Below are 23,762 nucleotides of genomic sequence, written 5' to 3' on the forward strand. Positions count from 1 at the left end.
TCCGCTCCCACGAAAGGCAGACCGAGATGCGTAGTGCGCGATGGCTCGCCATGACTCTGGTATTCGTCACCGCGACGGCCTGCGGAGCCGATCGGTCCGCCGCGGGCAATCTCACACTGACCAATTGCGGCGAGCAGGTGCGGTTTCCGGCGCCGGCACAGCGGCTGTTCGTCAACGACACCAATATGATCGCGATGACGCTGGCCCTGGGCGCGCAGGATGCGGTGGCCGCGGTGGCCGGCCTGCCCCAGGACATCGACACGCTGCGCCGGCACTACGGCGGCGCCGTCGACCGGCTGCACTCGGTGGCCTCGACGTCGCCGTCGCGGGAGACGGTGCTCGCGCAGCGGCCCGATGTGATGGTGGCGGGCTGGAACTACGGCTACAGCGAGGCCACCGATCTGACCCCGGACACGTTGCGCGCCAGCGGTATCGCGCCCTACATCCTGACCGAGAGCTGCCGCCCGCATGCCGGGCAGCGCCGGCGCGGCACCACCGAGCCGTGGACGGCCCTGCGCACGGATCTGTCCAATCTGGGCGCGATCACCGGCCGTTCCGATCGCGCGAACGCGCTCAACGCCGAGATCGATACCCGATTGCGGCGGCTGCGGGCCGCACCCCGGGCCGCGACCCCGCCGACGCTGTTCGTCTTCGACACCGCGAGCGAAACCATCTTCTCCAGTGGCAGATTCGGCGGACCACAGGCGGTGCTCGAGGCCGCCGGCGCCCGCAACGCGCTCGACGATGTGGCCGATACCTGGACGACGGTGTCGTGGGAACGGCTCGCCACCGCCGACCCCGACGCCATCGTCTTCGTCGACTACCCGGGCCAGACCTTCGCGCAGAAGGTCGACGCGCTCCGCGGCAAACCCGGAATCAACCGGCTGCGCGCCGTGACCGAACAGCGATTCGTCAATCTGCCCTATGTGCTGTGGACCTCCGGCCCGCTCAACATCGACGCGGCCGAACAGGTCCGGGCCCAGCTCGAACAGTGGAACATGCTGCCGCCGTCGGGAATCCGGCCGCCGTTCGACGATGCCGTGCGGTGAGCCACCCGGTCAGGGAATCCAGCTGGCCTGTTCGGTATGCACCAGTGCGACGAACGGCACGACCTGCTGCGCGATCACGGTGTTGTATTCCCGCGGATGCTGCCGCGGATCGGCGTGGCCGGTCCGGCGGGTCAGCACGACCAGGAGGGTGCCGTCGACACCGCCGACGGTATCGATGAGCACCCTGTGGGTGTAGGTGTCGTCGACGACCGAATCGCGATACGCGTTGTGCGGGCGGATGAACACGACCGCGGGACGGGGTTTGTGGTCGGCCGGTTTCGCCAGGGCGTGCAGGTCGTCGACCGCGCCACTGGCGACGATGGCCTTGAACTGATCCTCGATGAGCCCGTTACTCGCCGCGTCGGTATTGAAGATCTTCTGCCGCAGCACATCGGTAACGGTGCGGCGCAGGGCCGCCGCGCGGATACCGGGCGGATCGGAGCGGTGGTCGATGAACTGTTCGCGGCGGGAATAGGTTTCGGCCGCCAGCCGCAGGCTGCGGCTTTCCCGCACACCCGGGAACCAGCCGAACCAGCGCAGCAGATCCTCGCCCTGATCCCGGCTCTCGGGCCGGACCGCGGCCAGATTCACCGGTGTGCAGTCCAGGATCACCGCAGACAGGGTGCGAGTGCTGTGGGTGTGGATGTGCTTGGCGATCTCGAGCGCCACCACCCCGCCCATACTGTGCCCGACCAGGACGACGTTGTGAATGCGGGCGGCCTCGGTGACCCGGATGATCAGATCGCTGATGACCTTGGTGTCGATACCGGTGTTGTCGTAGCGCACCGCCCACACCGACCCGAGCTGTCGCAGCGAGGGCAGCGACCGCGCGGTGTCGGAGGCGTCGAGTCCACCCAGGCCGACCAGATCGAAGACCGCGGTATCGCGATGGGCCGCGTCCACCGGGCTCGCGATCGGCAGTACCGCCGGATCGGTCCGGGCCAGCCGCGCCTGCTCCGGGCCGATGTCGTGCTGCAGGTACTGACCGAACAGCACCAGGACGACGATCGGCACCAGCAACAGCTGCAACAGGACTCTTCGGGTTCGGCCCAGCGTCCGCCACCGGTGTCCCACACCGGTTTCGGCCAAGCGTGCTCGTCGACGCGCATCGTCGTAATCCGCGACCGTGGACGGGTGCCGTTCGTGCATAGGCATCCCCATCCACTGTAAGGATGACCGAATCCGCCGCACATGCGCGACGGCGCCGAGGCGGGTTACCCGTCGCCGTCGAGCAGGTGGCGGGGTGCGGCCTGCCGCCACGAATCCAGGATGATCGCCTCGAGTTCGCCGCGATCGTCGAGTGCGGCCAGGCGGGCGCGCACCCAGGCGTTACCGGCCTCGTGGGCGGCGATCCAGAACTTCGCGGGTTCGGCGACGACCAATTCGTCGCGATCGACGATCGGGCAGCGCACCGCCATCGAGGTCTCCTCCTCGGGCAGGGTCAGGAACAGCTTGCCCGCGACCCGGAAAATCGGCATCCCCCAAGCGAACTGCTCCGTCGTCTCCGGCAGTGACAGGGCGTAGTGGCGGGCTTCCTCCCCGGTGGCACTCATGGCCGGCATCCTGCCAGGCCACCACGACAGGAACCGGGGGCCCGGTACGCCGCCACGATGTCATCCGAGGTATTCGCGACTCCACTCCGGAAGGAACCATCCGGAGGCGGTGTCGGCGAACCGTTCGGGCGCCCAGCTTCCGGCCCCCTCGGGCACCACCCCGACCACCTCGACACCGGTCACCTCCGACAGATCGGTCCGATTGCATTCGGCGGCGAGATCCGGTGCGAGCGGCCAGGATCCGATGACCAGACCGGCGCAGCGCACCCCCGCCGCCGCCAGGGCGCGGGTGGTGAGCTCGGTGTGATTGAGGGTGCCCAGTCCCGCCGCGGTGACGACCAGCACCGGTGCGTCGAGTTTCCGCGCCAGTTCGACCACGGTGAACTCACCGACGCGCACCAGCAGTCCGCCCGCCCCCTCGATCAGGGTCAGGTCGGCGTCGGCCAGACCGTCGATACCGGCCACCGTCTCATCGAGGGTGAGCAGCGGCTGCCCGCATCGGCGGGCGGCGGTATCGGGGGCCAGCGGTTCCGGATAGCGGGCCAGTTCCAGCGTGCGCGTCACCCCGGACAGCCGCTCGACCACCGCGAGATCACCGGGCTCGCCCGGGCCCATCCCGGTCTGGGCCGGTTTGCACACCGCCACCGTGCGCCCCGCGGCGCGAGCGGCGGCGGCCAGCGCCGCGGTGACAACGGTCTTGCCGATATCGGTCGAGGTGCCGGTGACGATCAGCCTGCTCATGCGGCGCTCTTCTCCCGCGCGGTGAGCAGGACCTCGTCGAGTACCGTGCCGATGATCGCCATCTCGTCGTCGGTCAGATCGGCGCGGGCGGTCAGGCGCAGCCGGGAGGTGCCCTCCGGCACCGACGGTGGCCGGAAACAGCCGACGGCGAGCCCGCGGTCCCGGCACTGCTGCGAGGCGTCGAAGGCGATCTGCGCCTGCCCCAGCACCACCGAGACCACCGCGGAATCCGGTTGCGGCACCTCGGTGATGCGCGCGAGTTCGCCGGCGCGGCCGAGCACCCGGCCCGCCAGCTCCGGCTCCTCGCGCAACAGTCCCAGCGCCGCGTGGGCCGCGCCCACCGCGGCGGGCGCCAGGCCGGTGTCGAAGATGAAGGTGCGGGCGGTATCGATCAGGTGGGCGCGCACCCGTTCCTCGCACAGCACCACTCCCCCTTGCGCGGCAAGGGCTTTCGACAGCGTCGCGGTGATGATCAGATCGGGTTCACCGGCCAGGCCGAGTTCGTGGACCAGGCCGCGACCGCCCTGCCCGCGCACACCGATTCCGTGCGCCTCGTCGACGATGAGCACCGCACCGTATTCGCGCGTCACCCGGTGCAGTTCCCGCAGTGGTGCGAGATCACCATCGGCGCTGAACACCGAATCGGTGAGCACCAGCGCACGTTCCTCGGTGCGCTCGGCGAGCAGCCGTTCGACCGCGGCCACATCACGATGCGGGGCGATCTCCACCCGGGCCCGCGACAGCCGGCACGCGTCGACGAGGGAGGCGTGGCTGCCGGCATCCGAGACCACCAGCGCGCCGCGTCCGGCCAGGGCGGTGACCACGCCGAGATTGGCGGCGTATCCGGAGGCGAACACCAGCCCCGCGCGAGCGCCGGTGAACTCGGCCAGATCGGCCTCGAATTCCTCGTGGGCGAGGGTGGTGCCGGTGACCAGCCGGGAGCCGGTCGAGCCGGTCCCCCAGGTCCGCACCGCCGCCACCGCGCCCTCGATCACCTCGGGATGCCGGGACAGGCCCAGATAGTCGTTGGAGGCGAGGTCGATGAGTTCGGCGCGCGCCGGGCGGGCGCGCAGCTGCCGCCGCAGGCCGGCCCGCACTCGCTCGTCGGCACGCTCGTCCAACCAGCTCAACGGATCCACAGTCACAGCTCGGAAGCATACTTGAACACCGTTCAAGGGCGACTGCCGGGTCGGCGGAAGTCCCGGCTACCCCGCGGCCGCGGTGGCGACCACACCGGCCGCGATCCGCGCGATATCGTCGGCGCCGCTGATGAACGGCGGCATGGTGTAGACCAGGTTCCGGAACGGGCGCAACCACACTCCGGCATCGACGGCGGCCCGGGTCGCCGCGACCATATCGATCGGATGGTCGAGTTCCACCACGCCGATCGCGCCGAGCACGCGCACATCGACCACGCCCGCGACATCGCGGGCCGCCGCCAGGCCCGCCTTCAGCCCGGCCTCGATACCGGCGACCTCCCCCGCCCAGTCCCGCGACAGCAGCAGTTCGATCGACGCGACAGCGACCGCGCAGGCCAGTGGATTTCCCATGAAGGTCGGGCCGTGCATGAGCCCGCCGTGGGCGACGCTGACCGTTTCGGCGATGCGACCGGTGCACAGCGCCGCGGCCAGGGTCATATACCCGCCGGTGATGGCCTTACCCACACACATGACATCGGGTGCCACGCCGGCCGCGTCGGCGGCGAAGAACGTTCCGGTGCGGCCGAATCCGGTGGCGATCTCGTCGAAGACCAGCAGGACGCCGTGCTCGTCGCACAGCCGGCGCAATTCGTTCAGATAGCGCGGGTGATGGAACCGCATCCCGCCGGCACCCTGGACCACCGGCTCCACGATCACCGCCGCGGTCTCGTGCGCGTGGGCGCCCAGCAGGCGATCCAGTTCGGCGACGTAGCCGGGATCGAAATCGGCCGGGGGCATGGGCGCGAAGATCTGTTCGGCCAGGACATCGGTCCACAGCGAGTGCATGCCACCCTCGGGATCGCACACGCTCATGGGGGTGAAGGTGTCGCCGTGATAGCCGCCGCGCCAGGTGAACAGCCGACGCTTGCCCGGTTGTCCGAGCGCCCGCCAGTACTGCAGGCACATCTTGGCCGCGACCTCGACCGACACCGATCCGGAATCGCAGAGGAACACCTTGTCCAGTCCGGCGGGGGTGGTGTCCACCAGCAGTTGCGCCAGCCGCGCGGCCGGTTCGTGGGTGAGCCCGCCGAACATGACATGGCTCATCCGCTGGGACTGCGCCACCAGCGCGGCGTCGAGGACGGGGTGACGATACCCGTGCACGGCCGCCCACCAGGAGCTCATGCCGTCCACCAGTTCCCGGCCGTCGGCCAGGGTGAGGCGGGTGCCCGCCGCCGAGGCGACGACCAGCGGTTCGGTTCCCGCGGGAAAGCCGCCGTAGGGATGCCAGACGTGGGCGGCGTCGACGGCGGTGATCTGATCGGCGGTCAGGGCCACGAGGATCCCTTCGGAAGATGGTCTTGAACGTCGTTCAAGTTAGCATCGCGACCGAATCCACCCGCGCGGAGGCGGGTTCCGGGCTATTGTTTGACTCAGTCAACAATCTGCGATCGGAGGGCAGGATGACCGGTGCCACCGGCACCCTCGACAACGCGCAGATCGCCGCCGTCCGCGCGTTCAACCGCCGCTACACCCGGCTGATCGGCGTGCTCGAGGAACATCTGCTCGACAGCGACTTCACCCTCACCGAGGCGCGAATCCTGTTCGAATTGGCCCGATCCGGCCCCATGGCGGTGCGTACTCTGCGCACGGACCTGGGACTGGACCCCGGTTATCTGAGCCGCCTGCTGGCCCGGTTCGAAACGAGCGGGCTGCTCGAGCGGCAACGGTCGGACGCCGACGGCCGCTGCCTGCGGGCCGCGCTCACCGAGGCGGGCCGCGCGGCCGCCGCGGACCTGGACCGCCGATCCACCCGGGGCATCGCCGAACTACTGGAGGGGCACAGCGCCGCCGACCGCGACCGGCTCGTGGCCGCGATGCGCGCCATCGAGGGACTGCTCGACCCGGAACCCGCGCCGACGCGAGTGCGCCTGCGCGCGCCCGAGCCGGGCGACTACGGCTGGATCGTGCAGCGCAACGCGGCGCTCTACGCCGCCGAATACGGCTGGGACGTCGGCTACGAGGCACTGGTCGCGAAGATCGTCGCCGAATTCCTGGGCGATCACGATCCGCGGGCCGAACGGGCGTGGATCGCCGAGGCCGACGGCGTCGCGGTCGGCGCGGTGTTCTGCGTACGCGAGGACGCCACCACCGCCCGGTTGCGATTGTTACTGGTCGAGCCGTCGGCGCGCGGACTCGGGGTGGGGACGGCTCTGGTCGAGCAGTGCCTGCGGTTCGCCACCGAGGCCGGATACGACGACATCGTGCTGTGGACCAACGATGTCCTCACCGCCGCCCGGAGGATCTACCGGCGCGCGGGGTTCGAACTGGTCGAATCGCGGCCCCACCACAGTTTCGGCGCCGACCTCGTCGGACAGACCTGGCGCCGCGGCCTGCGGTGAGCGCACCGGGCCCACGACAACGAGCGCACCGACGCCGCCCACCCGCGCGGTCACCGTGGGCGCGACGGTTACTGTCGGTATATGGTTCGGCCCGACACATCCGGTGAGATGACGCCCCTGGGCGTCTGGCCGGGTTCCGCCTACCCGCTGGGCGCGACCTACGACGGGGCCGGCACCAACTTCTCGGTGTTCTCCGAGGTTGCCGAACAGGTCGAGTTGTGCCTGATCGATCGCGACGGCGGTGAGCACCGGATCGCGCTCGACGAGGTCGACGGATACGTGTGGCACGCCTACCTGCCCACCGTGGCGCCCGGGCAGCGATACGGGTTCCGGGTACACGGCCCCTACGATCCGGACCGCGGATTACGATGCGACAGCAGCAAATTCCTGCTCGACCCGTACGGCAAGGCCTTCACCGGGCAGTTCGCCGCCGATGTGGTCCTGCACACCTACGGCGCGGATACGCTGGGCCACACCATGACCGGGGTGGTGGTGAACCCGTATTTCGACTGGACCGGCGATCGCGCCCCCCGGCGGCCGTATCACGAGACCGTCATCTACGAGGCGCATGTCAAGGGTCTGACCATGACCCATCCGGCGGTTCCGCACCGACTGCGCGGCACCTACGCCGGAATCGCGCATCCGGCGATCATCGATCATCTGCTGTCGCTGGGCGTCACCGCGATCGAGCTCATGCCGGTCCACCAGTTCCTGCACGACCGGATCCTGCTGGACCGGGGCCTGCGAAACTACTGGGGCTACAACAGTTTCGGCTACCTGGCCCCGCACCACGAATACGCCGCCGATCCGCGCGCGGGGGCCGCCGTCACCGAATTCAAGGCGATGGTCCGCACCCTGCACAGCGCGGGTATCGAAGTGATCCTCGACGTGGTGTACAACCACACCGGCGAAGGTAATCACCTCGGGCCGACGATCGGCCTGCGCGGTATCGACAACGCCGCCTACTACCGGCTCACCGAGGACGATCCCGCACACTACATGGACTACACCGGCACCGGGAACAGTCTCAACGTGCGCCACCCGCACACCCTGCAGCTGATCATGGATTCGCTGCGGTACTGGATTCTCGATATGCGTGTCGACGGCTTCCGCTTCGACCTGGCCGCCACCCTGGCCCGCGAACTCCACGATGTGGACCGGCTGTCCACGTTCTTCGATCTGGTGCAGCAGGATCCGGTGGTGAGCCAGGTCAAGCTGATCGCCGAACCCTGGGATGTCGGCGAGGGCGGCTATCAGGTCGGGAACTTCCCCGGGTTGTGGACCGAATGGAACGGCACCTACCGCGACACCGTGCGCGACTACTGGCGCGGCAAGCCCGCGACCCTGGGCGAATTCGCCTCCCGTTTCACCGGCAGTTCCGATCTCTACGAGGCCACCGGCCGCCGGCCCGGCGCCAGTATCAACTTCGTCACCGCACACGATGGGTTCACCCTGCGAGATCTGGTGTCCTACAACGACAAACACAATCAGGCCAACGGTGAGGACAATCGCGACGGTGAAGGCGACAACCGGTCCTGGAACTGCGGGATCGAAGGTCCCACCGATGATCCGGAGGTGTGTGTCCTGCGGGATCGCCAGAGCCGCAACCTGATCGCCACCCTGGCCCTGTCCCAGGGCACCCCGATGCTGGCGCACGGGGACGAGATCGGCCGCACCCAGGGCGGGAACAACAACGCCTACTGCCAGGACTCGCCCGTGTCGTGGATGGATTGGGCCGCGGCGCAGAAATACGCCGATCTGCTGGCGTTCACCCGCACGGCCTTCGCTCTGCGGCGCGCCCACCCGGTGTTCCGCCGCCGCCGCTTCTTCGACGGCCGCCCCGCCGCCGGCGATGACCATCCCGGCGATATCGCGTGGTTCACTCCCGGCGGTACCGAGATGACGACCGCCGACTGGGATACCGGGTTCGCCCGCTCGCTCGCGGTGTTCCTCAACGGGGACGCGATCGCCGAACCGGGCCCGCGCGGGGAACGAGTGCGCGATGATTCCTTCCTGCTGTGTTTCAATGCCCATGACGCACCCCTCGATTTCGCCGTACCCGGACCGGAATTCGGCGCGCACTGGTCGGTGGCGCTGGATTGCTCGACACCCACCGGGCACACAGACACCTCCTACCCCGCGGCAGCCACGATCGTCGTGCCCGGCCGCTGCCTGCTCGTTCTCCGCCGCACCGAATTCACACCGATATCGAGATGACAGACACGCCTTCCCCCGAACACCGCACCGGCCCGATCGCCCGCCGGACCCCCGTGCGCAGCACCTATCGTCTGCAGCTGCGTCCCGATGCGCTGACCTTCGCCGATGCTCGCGCCATCGCCGAATATCTGCAGCAACTGGGCATCTCCCATCTGTATCTGTCGCCGATCATGACCGCGATGCCGGGGTCGGCGCACGGCTACGACGTCACCGATCCGACCACGGTGTCCGCGGCGCTGGGCGGCCCCGGCGGACTGAAGGCGCTCGCCGACGAGGTCCGCGGCCGCGGGATGGGACTGATCGTCGATCTGGTGCCCAATCACGTCGGCATCGGCCAGCCGCGGCGCAATCCGTGGTGGTGGGATGTGCTGCGCAACGGCAAGAACTCGGCCTTCGCGCACTTCTTCGATATCGACTGGAGTCCGGCCAACGGGGCCGGGGGCCGGCTGGCGCTGCCCGTACTGCAGAGCGAGAACGATCCCGCGGCGCTGACCGTCGACCGGTCCGGGCCCGAACCGGTACTGGCACTGCACGATCTGCGTTTCCCGATCGCGCCGGGCACCGACGGGGAGAACGCGCTGCGCATCCACGACCGCCAGCACTATCGCCTGGTCAGCTGGAAGGCCGGAATCTGCACGTATCGGCGCTTCCTCGCGGTTTCCGAACTGGCCGCGATCCGCCAGGAGGATCCGGCGGTCTTCGATCTGACCCATCGTGAACTGGCTGCCTGGTGCGAGCACGATCTGATCGACGGGGTCCGCGTCGATCATCCGGACGGCCTGTCCTATCCCGCCACCTACTTGTCGAAACTGCGGCGGCTGATCGGCCCGCAGCGCCTGCTGCTGGTGGAGAAGGTGCTGGGCCGTGACGAACCGCTCGACGCCACCCTGCCGGTCGACGGCACCACCGGTTACGAGGCCCTGGCCGAGGTCGGCGGGATCTTCGTCGATCCGGCCGGCGAGCCCGCACTGACCGAACTGTCGCAGCTGATGCTCGGGCACGGCAGTGACGCGGAGTGGATCGCCGATACCGAGCACCGCATCAAACGCGCCGTGGCCGAGCGCCTGCTCGTCCCCGAGGTGCGGCGGCTGGTCGCGGTGATCAAACGCGACGCCGCGGTCAACGGATTCGACTCGGCGGCGATCAGCGATATGGCGCTGACCAACGCCACCATCGAAGTGCTGTCCCACCTGCCGGTGTATCGCACCGACTACGCACCGCTGGCCGGAATCCTGACCACGGTCGTGGCCGGCGTGCAGCAGCGCAACCGGGAGTTGACCGCACCGCTGTCGGTGCTGGTGCGCGCGCTGGCCGCCGGCGGTGAGGCATCCCGGCGGCTGCATCAGGTCGGCGGCGCGGTCGCGGCCAAGGCGGTCGACGACACGATGTTCTACCAGGCGGCGCGGCTGGTCTCGCTGCAGGAGATGGGCGGCGACCCGGGCCGGTTCGGCCGTTCGGTACTGGAATTCCACCTCGGCAATGCCGAACGTGCGGTGCGGCGCCCGGCCACCATGACGACACTGTCCACCCACGACACCAAACGCGGTGAGGACGTGCGCGCTCGCATCACGGTGCTCTCGCAGGTCGCCGAGAGCTGGTCGCACGCGGTGGGCGCGTGGCTGGAACTGGCTCCGCCGCCCGACGGGCAGACCGCGGTCTTCCTGCTGCAGAACGTGTTCGGGGTGTGGCCGGTCGACGGCCGGCGCCCCGCGACGGTGCCGCGGTTTCGCGAGCGCCTGCATCAGTTCGCGGAGAAGGCGATGCGCGAGGCCGGATTACGGTCGTCGTGGGAGGAGCCGGATCTCGATTTCGAGGCCGACGTGCACCGCTGGCTGGATACGGTGATCGACGGGCCGGTCGGCGCCGAGTTGGGCGAGCTGGCGTCCCGGCTGGCGCCGCACGCCTGGTCGGATTCGCTGGGGCAGAAGCTCCTTCAGCTCTGCGGCCCGGGTATCCCGGATGTGTATCAGGGGTGCGAGCTGTGGGAGGACTCGCTCGTCGACCCGGACAACCGGCGTCCGGTCGACTTCGGGCATCGGCTGGCGATGCTGCAATCACTCACCGGCACACCCGAATTGGAGAACTCCGGTGCGGCGAAGATGTGGATCGTGGCATACGCGCTGTGGTTGCGGCGAGAACGGCCGGACTGCTTCGTCGGCGGCGCCTACACCCCGCTCTTCGCCAGCGGCGACCGCAGCGAGCACATGGTGGGCTACGCCCGCGGCCGCACCGGGGAGTCGCCGCAGGTGATCGTCGCCGCGACCCGGCACAGTGTCGCCCTCGCCGACGGGGGCTGGAGCGACACCGTGCTGGATCTGCCCTCGGGCACCTGGACCGATCGGCTCACCGGCCACACCTTCACCGGCCGGATCCGGCTGGAGAAGTTGTTCGCCCGGCTTCCGGTGGCACTGCTGGTGCGCTGAGCGCGGCCGGATCAGTACGCGGAGAACACACTGTCGATGGACCCGTAGCGATGCGCCGCGTAGTTGCAGGCGGCGGCGATGTTCGCGACCGGGTCGTAGATGTCGAACGAGGTGCCGTCGACGTGGTAGGCGGCGAAGGTCGGGTCGATGACCTGCATCAGGCCCTTCGACGGGATACCGGCCGCGGCATTGGAGTCGTAGAGGTTGATCGCGCGCGGATTGCCACCGGACTCACGCATGGCATTGCGGTAGATGCCGTCGTAGCTGCCCGGGATTCCGTGCTGATTCATCACGAACAGCGCGTGCCGGATCCAGCCGTCGAGGTTGTCGGCGAAGGCCGGCGGCAGCAGGTTCGGCAGCGGCTGCGGCAGCGACTGCACGAACTGCTGCACCTGATCCTGCTGCGGGGGCGGCAACTGCTGCTGCCACTGACCTGCCTGGACCTGGACCTGCGCGGCGCTGCCCTGCAACTCGGGCGGCACCCCGGCGACGGGGCTCTGGGCATGTGCGGTGACCGGCACGGTCACGACGGCGGCGAGGGCGACGAGGGGCAGCAGTTTTCTGATGTGCATGGCGATATGAGCTCCGGGGATATGTCAGCGGCGGGGTGGCACCATCGCGACGATCCACAGAACAAAAGACTGCTCGCCGCGGCAAAAACAGACCATCGGTCTGCTTCCTGGCGAGTCACAGAATGGTTGCGGTAAGTTAACGTAAACATAACTGAAGGTGAACAGGCGGTGTTATTCCGCTGAGAAAAATCGCCGTACCAGGTACGAACGTGCGGCCTGTCACATCGAGAGGTCACATACGCGTATCGGAGACAGCCCGCGACGGAGTGCCCGGTGAGTCCGCGGCGTCCCTTTCACTCTCCGATGCCGGCGGGGAAGGGACGGGTGGCGGCGCACGAGACGGCAGCCCGGATCGAACCTCAGGCGGCGGTATCGCCCGCGGCCCGCTCCCCGGTGCCCGCCTCTGCCCCGGCCGCGGGCGCGCCGACCGCCACCGTCGGCGGCGGGCCGCCGAGTTCGTCCGACCAGCGCTCCACATTGGGCGGTCGGTAGCTGTCGCTGGGCGCCGCGCAGTCGGCCAGATAGACCCGGCGATCATCGGGCGCAGACAACCGGCGCCAGGAGTCGGCGTAGAAGCGCGGGCTGCGCGGATTGCACAGCATCCCCGCGAAGTTCAGGATCCGGTAGAAGAATGTGAGCGAATCATGCGGCGCCGGAGACGAATCCGCGGCACCCGTCCCGGATTCGGCCGCCGCCGCTTCGGCGGACGGACCGGAGTCCGGTGCCGGATCGCGGCCCAGCAGATGCTCGATGCGGTCGTCGTCGAAACACAGCCCCGCCGTCCGGGCCTGATCGACCATCCAGCGCAGCGTGATATCGGACAGCCGGCTGTCGGCGTAGCCGCCCCCGATATCGGTGTGCACGCCCTCGAACCACACCTGCCGGACCCGGTCGGCCCCGCGCGGCCCGTCCTCCGGTTCGTCGGTGATCTCCCACAGGCACGGCGCGTACATGCGGCGACGCTCATCGATAGCCAGAGCCTGCCGGGCGTAGCGGACGTTCGGCGACAGCCGGACATCGTGGAAGCGGTAGCGCCAGGACGTCAGCATCGGCACCCCGAGCGCACCGACGGTATCGAAGACGCCGACGAAGGTGATCGGCACCGGATAGACGCAGTGCCGCTCGCGGAACTCGATCCACTCGGGCCGATCCGGGCCGTCGGGATCGGACTTGCGCTGGTGGTAGATCCGCAGCGCCCGCGGATAGGCACGCTCGACCATGGCGTCAGCGGTGAGCAGGCCGAGCCGGTTGATCATCCCGACCAGGCTGCGCGCGGTGTAGGCGCCGCGGCTGAACCCGAAGACGTAGATCTCGTCACCGGGCTCCCAGTTCAACGCGAGCTGCCAGTACATGGTGGACAGATTGGCGTCGAGGCCGAGACCGAAGGCGCCGCCGAGCAGTTTGTCGGCCAGATAACCGCGGGAGCCGGGTCCGTCGACGTAGAAAACCCGTTGTCCCACATGCTCACCCGAGTCGGTGGTCGCACTCGACCGCACCGACTCGGCGATCTTCACGACATTGGAAACGGTCGGATTGCTCTCCGATCCCCATGTCCCGTCGCAGCACACCACCAAACGTTTCATATGACGATCCTCCCGCCCCGCACGCGCGCGATCCCGAGTAGTCGGCTACTCGAATCATCGCTTCGGTACGGTGAATACGTTAATGCCGACACCCGATCGATACCAGGGCGAGGAGTTGGCGGCGGCACGATCGCCGGACGGTCGCGGCGGCGGGCGGGAGCCCGGCGACGGTCGCGCAACGACCGGCAGCCGCGCACCGGATACGCCGTGGTGGCGAGATCCCGTGCGCGGCAACGGTTTCGAGCTAGCCCTGATACGCGTGGTTGGAGAAGTGCACCTCACCCGGCTCGGGCGCGTGGGCGGCGCCGACGGTCACGGTGCCCACGAAATTGCCGTGTCCCGGGCTGAACAGCGCCGAGTAGCCGCTGTTGCCCCAGTACCCGGGACCGTTCGCGGTCTGCGTGAAACTACCTGTCTCACCGGTGTCGACGTTGCGCCAGTGCAGCGTGATGTCGAGGGTGCAGTGGCCGACGCCGATCAGCGGGCCACCGATGGTGAACGCCGCCATCCCCGGATACGCGTCGCCGTGCACCGACGAGTCGATGACCGCCACGCAGGGGCCGTCGGTCATCGAGTAGACGGTCGCGAACTTGCCGCCGGCGTCCTCGGCCGACGCCGGCGTCGCGGTGGCCAGCACCGTCGCCGCGCCTGCCAGACCGGACGCGGCGAGCGCGAGCGCGCGGCGAGACCTCATGGATCGAAACGACTGCATTGAACCCACCCATCGTTCGTGTTCGGAATCTCCCGAGCGGAGGTCGCCGACGGTGCGTCGGCGTCGAATGATGACGGCCGACCGCCCTCGTCTCGGTCGACCGTCATCGGCGAGACGGGCGATCGGCGGAGGCTGCCACCGACGGCTGCGACATCACCGATCACCGCGCAGGGACCGTGTTCGTCTCTCGCAGCCGGGATATCGCTGTCGGACCGCCCGGACGTTACCAGCGTCACCACAGCGGATTCCCAGCTATGACGAGCGCGCCGCGTGCGGTCACCGGACGCGGGTGAGATCGGCCACCCGGAATCGGGCGATTGCGACGAGTTGCCTGGCCCCGCCGGGACGCGTGGTCAGGAAATGCCATCAATGTCATTCCCCGGGCGGATCCGGCCGGAATTTCGACTAGGATCGGCCCGTGGCTGACTCGGGATTCGTTCACCTTCACAACCACACCGAGTACTCGATGCTCGATGGCGCCGCGAAGATCACGCCCCTGTTCAAGGAGGCGGAGCGGCTCGGCATGACCGCGGTCGGAATGACCGACCACGGCAATATGTACGGCGCCTCGGAGTTCTACAACTCGGCTGTGAAGCAGGGCCTCAAGCCGATCATCGGCATCGAGGCCTACATCGCACCCGAGTCGCGATTCAACACCAAGCGCGTGCTCTGGGGCGATCCCAGCCAGAAGGGCGACGACGTCTCCGGTTCCGGCGCCTACACCCACATGACGATGGTCGCCGAGAACGCGACCGGCCTGCGCAATCTGTTCAAGCTGTCCAGTCTGGCCTCGATCGAGGGCCAGCTCGGCAAGTGGGCCCGCATGGACGCCGAGATCATCGCCCAGCACGCCGAGGGCATCATCGCCACCACCGGCTGCCCGTCGGGTGAGGTGCAGACCCGGCTGCGCCTGGGACACGAGCGCGAAGCGCTGGAAGCCGCGGCCAAGTGGCAGGAGATCTTCGGCAAGGAGAATTTCTTCCTGGAGCTGATGGATCACGGATTGTCCATCGAAACCCGCGTTCGCCAGGGCCTGCTCGAGGTCGGCCGCAAACTCGGGATCCCGCCCCTGGCCACCAACGACTGCCACTACGTGCACGAGGCCGACTCCACCAATCACGAAGCGTTGCTGTGTATCCAGACCGGTAAGACGCTGTCGGACCCGACCCGCTTCAAATTCGACGGCAGCGGCTACTACCTGAAGTCGGCCGCGGAGATGCGCGAGATCTGGGACGGCGAGGTCCCCGGCGCCTGTGACAACACCGTGCTCATCGGTGAGCGGGTGCAGTCCTACGAGGATGTGTGGACCCACCGCGACCGGATGCCCAAATTCCCCGTGCCCGAGGGTGAGACCGAGGCGTCGTGGCTGCGCAAGGAGGTCGCGCGCGGCCTCGAGTACCGCTTCCCCGACGGCGTCCCGCAGAAATACCTCGACCAGGCAGAGTACGAGATCAACGTCATCCTCGAGATGGGCTTCCCGGCCTACTTCCTGGTCGTCGGCGACCTCATCAACCATGCTCGCGAGGTCGGCATCCGGGTCGGGCCCGGCCGTGGTTCGGCCGCCGGTTCGCTGGTCGCCTTCGCGCTGAAGATCACCAATATCGACCCGCTGCCGCACGGTCTGCTGTTCGAGCGGTTCCTCAACCCCGAACGCGTCTCGATGCCCGATATCGATATCGACTTCGACGATCGCCGCCGCGGTGAGATGGTCCGCTACGCGACCGAGAAGTGGGGCAGCGACCGCGTCGCCCAGGTCATCACCTTCGGCACCATCAAAACCAAGGCGGCGCTGAAGGATTCGGCGCGCGTGCTGTTCGGCCAGCCGGGCTTCGCGATCGCCGACCAGATCACCAAGGCGCTGCCGCCGCCGATCATGGCCAAGGACATCTCGGTCTCGGGCATCACCGATCCCGAGCACGAGCGGTACAAAGAGGCCGCCGAGGTCCGCACGCTCATCGAATCCAATCCCGATATCGCGAAGATCTACGACACGGCGAAGGGTCTGGAGGGCCTGATCCGCAACGCCGGCGTGCACGCCTGCGCGGTGATCATGTCCTCCGAGCCGCTCACCGACGCGATCCCGGTCTGGAAGCGGGCCCAGGACGGCGCCATCATCACCGGCTGGGACTATCCGTCGTGTGAGGCCATCGGCCTGCTGAAGATGGACTTCCTCGGTCTGCGCAACCTGACGGTCCTGGGCGATGCCATCGACAACGCGAAATCCAACCGTGGCATCGATGTCGATCTGGACGCGCTGCCGCTGGACGACCAGAAGACCTTCGATCTGCTCGCGCGCGGCGACACCCTGGGAGTGTTCCAGCTCGACGGTGGACCGATGCGCGATCTGCTGCGCCGCATGCAGCCCACCGCCTTCGAGGACATCGTGGCCGTCGGCGCGCTGTATCGCCCCGGCCCGATGGGCATGAACGCGCACAACGACTACGCCGACCGCAAGAACGGCCGGCAGGAGGTCAAGCCGATCCATCCCGAGCTCGAGGAGCCGCTGCGCGACATCCTCGGCGAAACCTACGGCCTGATCGTCTACCAAGAGCAGATCATGCACGTCGCGCAGAAGGTGGCCGGGTACTCGCTCGGCCGAGCAGACATTCTGCGCCGCGCGATGGGTAAGAAGAAGGCCGAGGTCCTGGCCGCGGAGTTCGAGGGCTTCGAGGCCGGCATGCTCGAGAACGGCTACTCCAAGGCCGCGATCAAGGCGCTGTGGGACACCATCCTTCCCTTCGCCGGATACGCGTTCAACAAATCGCACGCCGCCGCCTACGGCCTGGTCTCGTACTGGACCGCCTACTTCAAGGCCAACTATCCGGCCGAGTACATGGCAGCCCTGCTCACCAGCGTCGGCGACGACAAGGACAAGGCCGCGGTCTACCTGTCGGACTGCCGCCGCCTCGGCATCACGGTGCTGCCGCCCGATGTCAACGAATCCGAGCTGAACTTCGCCTCGGTCGGCACCGATATCCGATTCGGCCTCGGCGCGGTCCGCAACGTCGGCACCAATGTGGTTGCCTCGATCATCGCCGCGCGCACCGAGAAGTCCAAGTACACCGACTTCTCCGACTACCTCAACAAGATCGATACCGTCGCCTGCACCAAGAAGGTCACCGAATCGCTCATCAAAGCGGGCGCTTTCGACTCGCTCGAGCATCCGCGCAAGGGTCTGCTGCTGGTGCACTCCGACGCCATCGATGCGGTGATGGCCACCAAGAAGGCCGAGGCGATCGGGCAGTTCGACCTGTTCGGCGGGCTCGACGACGATGACGGTTCGGTCGCCGCGGTCTTCGATGTGAAGGTCCCCGACGAGGAGTGGGAGTCCAAACACAAACTCGCACTGGAGCGGGAGATGCTGGGCCTCTACGTGTCCGGGCATCCGCTCAACGGCGTGGAGCATGTGCTCGCGGCCCAGGCCGACACGCCGATTCCCGCCATCCTGCAGGGCGATGTCAAGGACGGCGCCCAGGTGACCATCGGCGGTATCCTCGCCTCGGTCACCCGGCGCGTCAACAAGAACGGAATGCCCTGGGCCTCGGCACAATTGGAGGATCTCACCGGTGGGATCGAGGTGCTGTTCTTCCCTCAGGCCTATTCGGTGTACGGCATGGACGTCGCCGAGGACGCGGTGGTACTGGTCAAGGCCCGCGTCTCCGTGCGCGACGACCGGATCTCCCTGATCGCCAACGACCTCGTGGTTCCGGATCTCTCGGCGATCGGCATGGAGAAACCGCTGGCGGTGACGATCCCCACCCGGTTGTGCACCCCCGACAAGGTCGGTGCGCTCAAGCGAGTGCTGTCCAGCCACCCCGGCACCGCCGATGTGCACATCCGCCACATCGGGTCGCGGGAGAAGACAACCCTGCTCAAGGTGGCCGACAATCTGCGGGTCTCCCCCTCCTCCGCGTTGATGGGTGACCTCAAGGCCCTGCTCGGCCCGGGCTGCCTCGCCGGCTGAGCCGGAACCGGCCGGTGGACGACCCGGTGTCACGGCCGTATCGGCTCCGACACCGGGCAGATCCGGGTAGCCGGACGACCTCGCGGCCGGCAGTGCGGGACTCGGTGAATCGGGTGATCAGCCCGCGGAACGCCGGGCGGCGGCGCCGGCGACCCAGCGCACAGTGGCGAGCGCGGCGCCCGCCAGAATCGCGATCTGCGCGGATCCGAGGATCAGGCCCAGGATCAGAGCGAGCACCAGCCCCAGTGCCAGGGCCTCGAGTTTGTACACGGGCCAGCGGACACCCGCGAGGACCACCGTGTGGGTGACACGGGGTGCGCGGCGAACGATGGGGCCGACCGTAGTCATGCAGTCAGGCTACACACATCTCCGATTTCGGGCCACCGAACATTTATCGTTCTCCCGACTCGGAGGGGGCGCGGCGGGACCGGGAACACATCCGCACGCGGCGATGTTGTGCCGGGCATGCCACTCACCGGAGAATACGAACCCAGCACGTCCGACTGGGCCCGCGAGCAGGCCGAGAAGTTCGAGGCATCGAACGGGGCCGAAGCCAACACGCTGCGCGACTCGATGCCGATCGTGCTGGTCACCAGCATCGGCGCGAAGACCGGAAAGCTGCGCAAGACCCCGCTCATGCGGGTCGAGCACAACGGCGAGTACGCGGCGGTCGCCTCGCTCGGCGGCGCTCCGAAGAATCCCGTCTGGTACTACAACCTCAAGGCCAACCCGACCGTCGAACTTCGCGACGGCGACACCGTCAAGGACTACACCGCTCGCGAGGTCAGCGGCGAGGAGAAGGCGCTGTGGTGGCAGCGCGCGGTCGAGGCCTATCCCGACTACGCCGACTACCAGACCAAGACGACTCGCGAGATCCCGCTGTTCGTCCTGACCCCCAAATCCTGATCGGCACACTCGATCGCCACGACCTGCGCGACGTCCGGACCTCGGTCCGGACGTCGCCGTTCTTCTCGTGCGACTCCCCCGCCGCCCCGGCGACCGGACCCGTAACCCCCGCTGCCGCGCGGGCGCGCGAGAGTGCCCGATAGCATATTCGGGTGTCTGATCCGCTGGATGTCGTAGAGAAAGTATCCGGTCCGCTGCCCCAACTGAGCGCGGACGAGATCGATGCGGCCGCCAAGCGAATTTCCGAGATCGTCGAGCCGACTCCGCTGCAGCGTATCGAGCGGTTGTCGGCGGCCACCGGCGCGAACGTCTACCTCAAGCGCGAAGACCTCACCGCGGTCCGCTCCTACAAGCTGCGCGGCGCGTACAACCTGATCGTCCAGTTGGACGCCGCCGAACGCGCGGCCGGTGTGGTCACCGCCAGCGCCGGCAACCACGCCCAGGGGGTGGCGTTCGCCTGCCAGTCGATGGGGATCCAGGGCCGGATCTACGTGCCGACCACCACGCCCAAGCAGAAACGGGACCGCATCCGCGCCCACGGCGGCGAGTTCGTGGAACTGATCGCGGTCGGTGACAACTTCGACGCCGCGGCCGCCGCGGCCGCCGACGACGTCGCGCGCACCGGGGCCACGATGGTTCCGCCGTTCGACGACGCGCGCACGGCCGCCGGGCAGGGCACCGTCGCGGTGGAACTGCTGGAACAGCTGCCCACCCCGCCCGATCTGGTGATCATTCCGGTCGGTGGCGGCGGCTGCCTCGCCGGTATCGGCACCTATCTGCGTGACCGTTCGCCCGGCACCGGCCTCCTCGGGGTCGAGCCCACGGGGGCGGCCTCGATGACCGCGGCGCTCATCGCCGGGGGTCCGATCACCCTGCCCGATATCGATCCGTTCGTCGACGGCGCCGCCGTGCGCCGGGTGGGCGATCTGCCCTACGCGACGGTGGCGGGCTTCGGTGGCCGGGTGGTGTCGCACGGCTCGCTGCCGCTGCTCATCGGCACCGAATCCCCCCGGGGCGCAGGCGCTTTCCGCATGATGCAGATCGACGAGGGCGCCATCTGCACCGCGATGCTCGAGCTGTACCAGAACGAGGGTGTCATCGCCGAACCGGCCGGTGCGCTCGCGGTCGCGGCGCTGGCCGATATCGCGATCGAACCGGGGTCGACGGTGGTGTGCCTGCTGTCCGGAGGCAACAACGACATCTCGCGCTACGGCGAGATCATCGAACGATCGCTGGTGCATCGCGGGCTCAAGCACTACTTCCTGGTGAATTTCCCGCAGGAGCCCGGTGCGCTGCGCCGATTCCTCGACGAGGTGCTCGGTCCCGACGACGACATCACCCTGTTCGAATACGTCAAGCGCAACAACCGGGAGACCGGCGCCGCGCTGGTCGGCATCGAATTGGGTACGCCCGCCGGGCTCGCGGCGCTGCAGGCTCGCATGCAGGATTCCCCGATCCAGTGCCAGCAGCTGGATCCCGATTCACCGACCTACCGCTACCTGACCTGAGTATCGGCGACACTGTGCCGCGGAGATCTTCCGCGGCACAGGGCGACGGCGACCGCGATCAGCTCACGCGGCCCGCTCACGCGGCAGCGACCGGCGGCCGTTGCTCATCGCGCGCGCACCGCGGACGGCCAGCGGCAGCACCCAGGCCGCGGCCATCTGATCCCACACGAACGACTGCGGAGTGAACCGGTTGTGCACGAAGCCGACCGACAGGCCCAGCCTCGGATCGGCCCAGCCGAAACTGCCACCCAGGCCGATATGGCCGAATCCGGACGTGGTGCCGGGGATCGGGAACGTGTGGTACCCCAGATGCCACATCATCGGCAGGTAGAACAGGGCGTGGTCGAGCTGGTGGGTCTGCACCCGCCGGACGGCTCGCATGGTGTGCGCGGACAGGTACCTGCGACCGGACACCATGCCGCCGTCGGCCAGCACACCGTAGACCGATGCCAGCGCGTTGGCGGTGAAGACGCCGTTGCCGGCCGGCATTTCGGTATTCAGAATCGACGGTTCGTCACCGTCGAACAACGCCTGCAGGCCCGGAAGGAACAGTGCCCGGGTGGCGGCGCCGGGTGGCCCCGGGAAGCGGCCCGCGCGCCCGAGTACCAGTCCGCCGAGCGCGGTGCCCGCCAAGGCCAGCTTGGAACCGGCCAGCGCGGCCACGGTGGTGGCCGAATCGGGCCCCGGCCGGCCCAGGTGCAGACCATCGATGCCCAATGGTTCGGAGACCTCGGTACGGAACAGCTCGCGCATACTCGAGCCGGTGATCGCGCGCGTCAGCCCGGCCAGCAGCCAACCGTAGGTGAGGGCGTGGTAGGCCGGGACCCCGAGCAGCCGATCCGGTTTCGCGGCCGCCAGCCGATCCTCCATCAGCTCGTGATCGAGCACCTCGTCGAGCCCGGCGGCGATACCGGGTAGCGACGACAGCCCGGCTCGGTGAGTCATCAACTGCGCCACCGTGATTCGCGACTTGCCAGCGGCGCCGAAGGCGGGCCAGTACTCCGCGACCGGAGCGGCGTAGTCGATCAGTCCGCGATCGGCGAGACGATGGACGACCGTGGAGGCGATGCCCTTGGTAGCCGAGAACGCGACACTCGCCGTGTCCTGCGTCCACGGGGTGGTCCCCGCGGAGTATCCGGTCCGGACCTCGACGACTCTTTCCCCGTAGCGATGAACGGTCAGACCACCACCGGCTCCGATCCGGCCGCCGACGATGCGGGCGAAGTTGCGCACCAGGGGCTCGAACTCGACCGCGGCGTAGCCGGTCACACCGGCGGGCAGAGCCGCCGAACCTGCGGAGAAAGCGTCGTTGCTCACTCAATCTACGGTACGGGCGTACCGTTGTGCGGGCAATGGCGTTGCCCGAGCGGTGATTTCCCCGAGACCCGTTCGAGGCGGTGTGTCCTCGCCGTGCCCGACGCGTGACCCGGCCGCGCCACAGCGTCCACCATCCCGCCATCGAGCGCTCTGACCTGCCGAAATACCTCCTCACGGGCCACGATGTGTCATCGTTGAGGAATGCGGTCGCGACGGTCGATGAAGTCCGATTTGCCGGAATTCGACGGATCGAGGGATGCGCTGCCGAGATATCGCGGACGCGGTGGCGCACTGGCCGCCGTCGCGCTCGCGATCGCTCTGATCGCCGCATGTTCGAGTTCCGAGCCGGTGCGGTCGGTGCCCCCATCCGCGGTGATCGCCGGCGACTGGAGCGGTGTGCTCCCCCTGCCGGATCAGGCACTTCCGATCGGCGTCACATTCACCGCGGACGGGGCCACCGCCTCGGTTCCCGTGCAGCACATCTACGATCTGCCGCTCGAACGGGTGAGCACGGAGCCGGATGCCGTCACCTTCGCACTGCCCGGCCTGCCCGGCGATCCGTTCTTCCACGGCCGCTACGCGCGCCCCGGCGACGACATCACCGGCACCTTCACCCAGTTCGGTCACGACATCGCACTCACGCTGCGCCGCGGTAAGGTACCGGCCCCGCCGCGCCCTCAGGAACCGAACCCGCCGTGGCCCTACACCGCCGAGGAGGTGAGTTATCGCAGCGGCGACATCACCATCGCCGGCACGCTGACGAAGCCGAGAGGCCCCGGACCGTATCCGACGGTCGTCTTGATCACCGGCAGCGGCCCCCAGGACCGCAACGAGGAGATCGCGGGCCACAAACCGTTCCTGCTGCTGGCCGATACGCTCACCCGCGCCGGATACGCCGTGTTGCGCACCGACGATCGCGGTGTCGGCGGGACCGGCGGGCTGCTCGACACCGCGTCCTACATGGACCTGACCGACGACATCATGGCCGGACTCACCTATCTGCGCGGCCGGCCCGATATCGACGGCGACCGGATCGGCCTGCTCGGCCACAGCGAGGGCGGATATCTGGCACCGCTGGCCGCCACCCGCCCCGACAGCCGGCTCGCCTTCGTGATCATGATGGCGGGTCCGGCGGTTCCGGGATCGGAGGTGCTGCTGGAGCAGAACATCACGCTGCTGAAGCGCGAGAACGCCGATCGTGAGACAGTTCGCTCCCAGGTCGGCTACATCACCACGCTGACCACGCTCATCCGCAATGCCGACGAGCAGCAGATCGACCGCTTCGCCACCAAGCACAACAACTCGCTGCCGCCGGATCAGCGGCAGCCGCAATCAGCGATCGATCAACTGACCACCCCGTATTTCGAGGCTCTGATCGACTATGACCCGACCCCGGCACTGCGGGCGCTGCGGATCCCGGTGCTGGCCTTCTACGGCACCAAGGATGTCCAGGTCCCGGCCGAACAGAACGCGCCCGCCGCCCAGGCGGCACTGGCCGGTCATCCGAACGCCCGGGTCCACGTCTTCGACGGCCTCAACCACCTGATGCAACCCGCCGACACCGGCAGTCCGAAGGAATATCCCGTCATCGAGACCACCATCGCACCCGAGGTGCTGTCCTACCTCACCACCTGGCTCGGCACCCATACCGCACCGGTGCACTGAGATCGCGACGG

The 23,762-nt window shown here is 68.4% G+C and carries 18 protein-coding genes; 8 read left to right on the top strand and 10 right to left on the bottom strand.

Going from position 1 to position 23,762, the window contains the following annotated elements:
* Nucleotides 1-26 precede the first annotated feature (26 nt).
* Nucleotides 27-1,049 carry an ABC transporter substrate-binding protein gene (locus tag LKD76_RS20615; protein WP_227982950.1) on the top strand — a complete coding sequence of 341 codons (1,023 nt, stop codon included), beginning with the start codon at nt 27-29 and terminating at the stop codon, nt 1,047-1,049.
* Between the two features lie 9 nt (nt 1,050-1,058).
* On the opposite strand, the gene LKD76_RS20620 is transcribed toward LKD76_RS20615, so the two are convergent.
* From LKD76_RS20620 to LKD76_RS20640, 5 genes are read right to left on the bottom strand one after another with little or no spacing between them, the layout of a single operon-like run.
* Nucleotides 1,059-2,204, bottom strand: a complete 1,146-nt coding sequence (locus tag LKD76_RS20620; protein WP_372465898.1) for an alpha/beta fold hydrolase — start codon at nt 2,202-2,204, stop codon at nt 1,059-1,061.
* A 59-nt stretch (nt 2,205-2,263) separates the two neighbouring features.
* Entirely contained in the window at nt 2,264-2,602 is a 339-nt protein-coding gene (locus LKD76_RS20625; RefSeq protein WP_227982951.1) for an MmcQ/YjbR family DNA-binding protein, read from the bottom strand.
* A gap of 60 nt (nt 2,603-2,662) precedes the next feature.
* Nucleotides 2,663-3,343: a dethiobiotin synthase gene (gene bioD / locus LKD76_RS20630; RefSeq protein WP_227982952.1), complete on the bottom strand. Its 681-nt coding sequence runs from the start codon at nt 3,341-3,343 to the stop codon at nt 2,663-2,665.
* Nucleotides 3,340-4,488 (bottom strand): 8-amino-7-oxononanoate synthase, encoded by a 1,149-nt coding sequence (locus tag LKD76_RS20635; protein ID WP_227982953.1) that lies wholly within the window; start codon nt 4,486-4,488, stop codon nt 3,340-3,342. Before LKD76_RS20635 ends, bioD begins: the two co-directional genes overlap by 4 nt.
* 60 nt (nt 4,489-4,548) lie before the next feature.
* Complete coding sequence (locus LKD76_RS20640; RefSeq protein WP_227982954.1) at nt 4,549-5,820, bottom strand: adenosylmethionine--8-amino-7-oxononanoate transaminase; 1,272 nt, start codon at nt 5,818-5,820, stop codon at nt 4,549-4,551.
* Nucleotides 5,821-5,945: 125 nt separating this feature from the next.
* Here LKD76_RS20640 and LKD76_RS20645 point away from each other — a divergent pair, with 125 nt between their 5' ends.
* The 3 genes from LKD76_RS20645 to treY all read left to right on the top strand — a co-directional run bounded on the left by LKD76_RS20645 (nt 5,946) and on the right by treY (nt 11,524).
* Complete coding sequence (locus LKD76_RS20645; RefSeq protein ID WP_227982955.1) at nt 5,946-6,884, top strand: bifunctional helix-turn-helix transcriptional regulator/GNAT family N-acetyltransferase; 939 nt, start codon at nt 5,946-5,948, stop codon at nt 6,882-6,884.
* An 81-nt stretch (nt 6,885-6,965) separates the two neighbouring features.
* Nucleotides 6,966-9,101, top strand: a complete 2,136-nt coding sequence (gene glgX, locus LKD76_RS20650) for a glycogen debranching protein GlgX (protein ID WP_227982956.1) — start codon at nt 6,966-6,968, stop codon at nt 9,099-9,101.
* Complete coding sequence (treY, locus tag LKD76_RS20655; protein ID WP_227982957.1) at nt 9,098-11,524, top strand: malto-oligosyltrehalose synthase; 2,427 nt, start codon at nt 9,098-9,100, stop codon at nt 11,522-11,524. Before glgX ends, treY begins: the two co-directional genes overlap by 4 nt.
* Before the next feature lie 11 nt (nt 11,525-11,535).
* On the opposite strand, the gene LKD76_RS20660 is transcribed toward treY, so the two are convergent.
* From LKD76_RS20660 to LKD76_RS20670, 3 genes are all read right to left on the bottom strand, one after another.
* A complete protein-coding gene (locus tag LKD76_RS20660) occupies nt 11,536-12,096 on the bottom strand; it encodes a transglycosylase SLT domain-containing protein (RefSeq protein ID WP_227982958.1) in 561 nt (186 codons plus the stop codon).
* A gap of 359 nt (nt 12,097-12,455) precedes the next feature.
* Nucleotides 12,456-13,679, bottom strand: a complete 1,224-nt coding sequence (locus tag LKD76_RS20665) for a T6SS phospholipase effector Tle1-like catalytic domain-containing protein (RefSeq protein ID WP_227982959.1) — start codon at nt 13,677-13,679, stop codon at nt 12,456-12,458.
* Between the two features lie 244 nt (nt 13,680-13,923).
* The gene (locus LKD76_RS20670; RefSeq protein ID WP_227982960.1) at nt 13,924-14,373 is read right to left on the bottom strand and encodes a hypothetical protein; all 450 of its coding nucleotides are present in this window, start codon (nt 14,371-14,373) and stop codon (nt 13,924-13,926) included.
* Nucleotides 14,374-14,809: 436 nt separating this feature from the next.
* On the opposite strand from LKD76_RS20670, the gene dnaE reads away from it, so the two are divergent.
* Nucleotides 14,810-18,355 carry a DNA polymerase III subunit alpha gene (gene dnaE / locus LKD76_RS20675; protein WP_227982961.1) on the top strand — a complete coding sequence of 1,182 codons (3,546 nt, stop codon included), beginning with the start codon at nt 14,810-14,812 and terminating at the stop codon, nt 18,353-18,355.
* A gap of 117 nt (nt 18,356-18,472) precedes the next feature.
* Here dnaE and LKD76_RS20680 read toward each other — a convergent pair whose 3' ends face one another.
* A complete protein-coding gene (locus LKD76_RS20680) occupies nt 18,473-18,703 on the bottom strand; it encodes a hypothetical protein (RefSeq protein ID WP_227982962.1) in 231 nt (76 codons plus the stop codon).
* Nucleotides 18,704-18,820: 117 nt separating this feature from the next.
* Here LKD76_RS20680 and LKD76_RS20685 point away from each other — a divergent pair, with 117 nt between their 5' ends.
* Together LKD76_RS20685 and ilvA are read left to right on the top strand one after the other, a co-directional pair.
* The gene (locus LKD76_RS20685; protein ID WP_227982963.1) at nt 18,821-19,261 is read left to right on the top strand and encodes a nitroreductase family deazaflavin-dependent oxidoreductase; all 441 of its coding nucleotides are present in this window, start codon (nt 18,821-18,823) and stop codon (nt 19,259-19,261) included.
* Between the two features lie 152 nt (nt 19,262-19,413).
* Nucleotides 19,414-20,769, top strand: coding sequence for a threonine ammonia-lyase IlvA (ilvA, locus tag LKD76_RS20690; protein ID WP_227982964.1), 1,356 nt, complete (start codon nt 19,414-19,416; stop codon nt 20,767-20,769).
* Between the two features lie 63 nt (nt 20,770-20,832).
* Here the strand turns inward: ilvA and LKD76_RS20695 are convergent, their stop codons facing one another.
* Nucleotides 20,833-22,086, bottom strand: a complete 1,254-nt coding sequence (locus LKD76_RS20695; RefSeq protein WP_227982965.1) for a serine hydrolase domain-containing protein — start codon at nt 22,084-22,086, stop codon at nt 20,833-20,835.
* A 219-nt stretch (nt 22,087-22,305) separates the two neighbouring features.
* Between LKD76_RS20695 and LKD76_RS20700 the strand changes: the two genes are divergently transcribed.
* Nucleotides 22,306-23,751, top strand: a complete 1,446-nt coding sequence (locus tag LKD76_RS20700) for an alpha/beta hydrolase family protein (RefSeq protein WP_227982966.1) — start codon at nt 22,306-22,308, stop codon at nt 23,749-23,751.
* Nucleotides 23,752-23,762: the final 11 nt, after the last annotated feature.

The organism is Nocardia spumae, assembly GCF_020733635.1.
GTDB classification, from domain to species: Bacteria; Actinomycetota; Actinomycetes; order Mycobacteriales; family Mycobacteriaceae; genus Nocardia; species Nocardia spumae.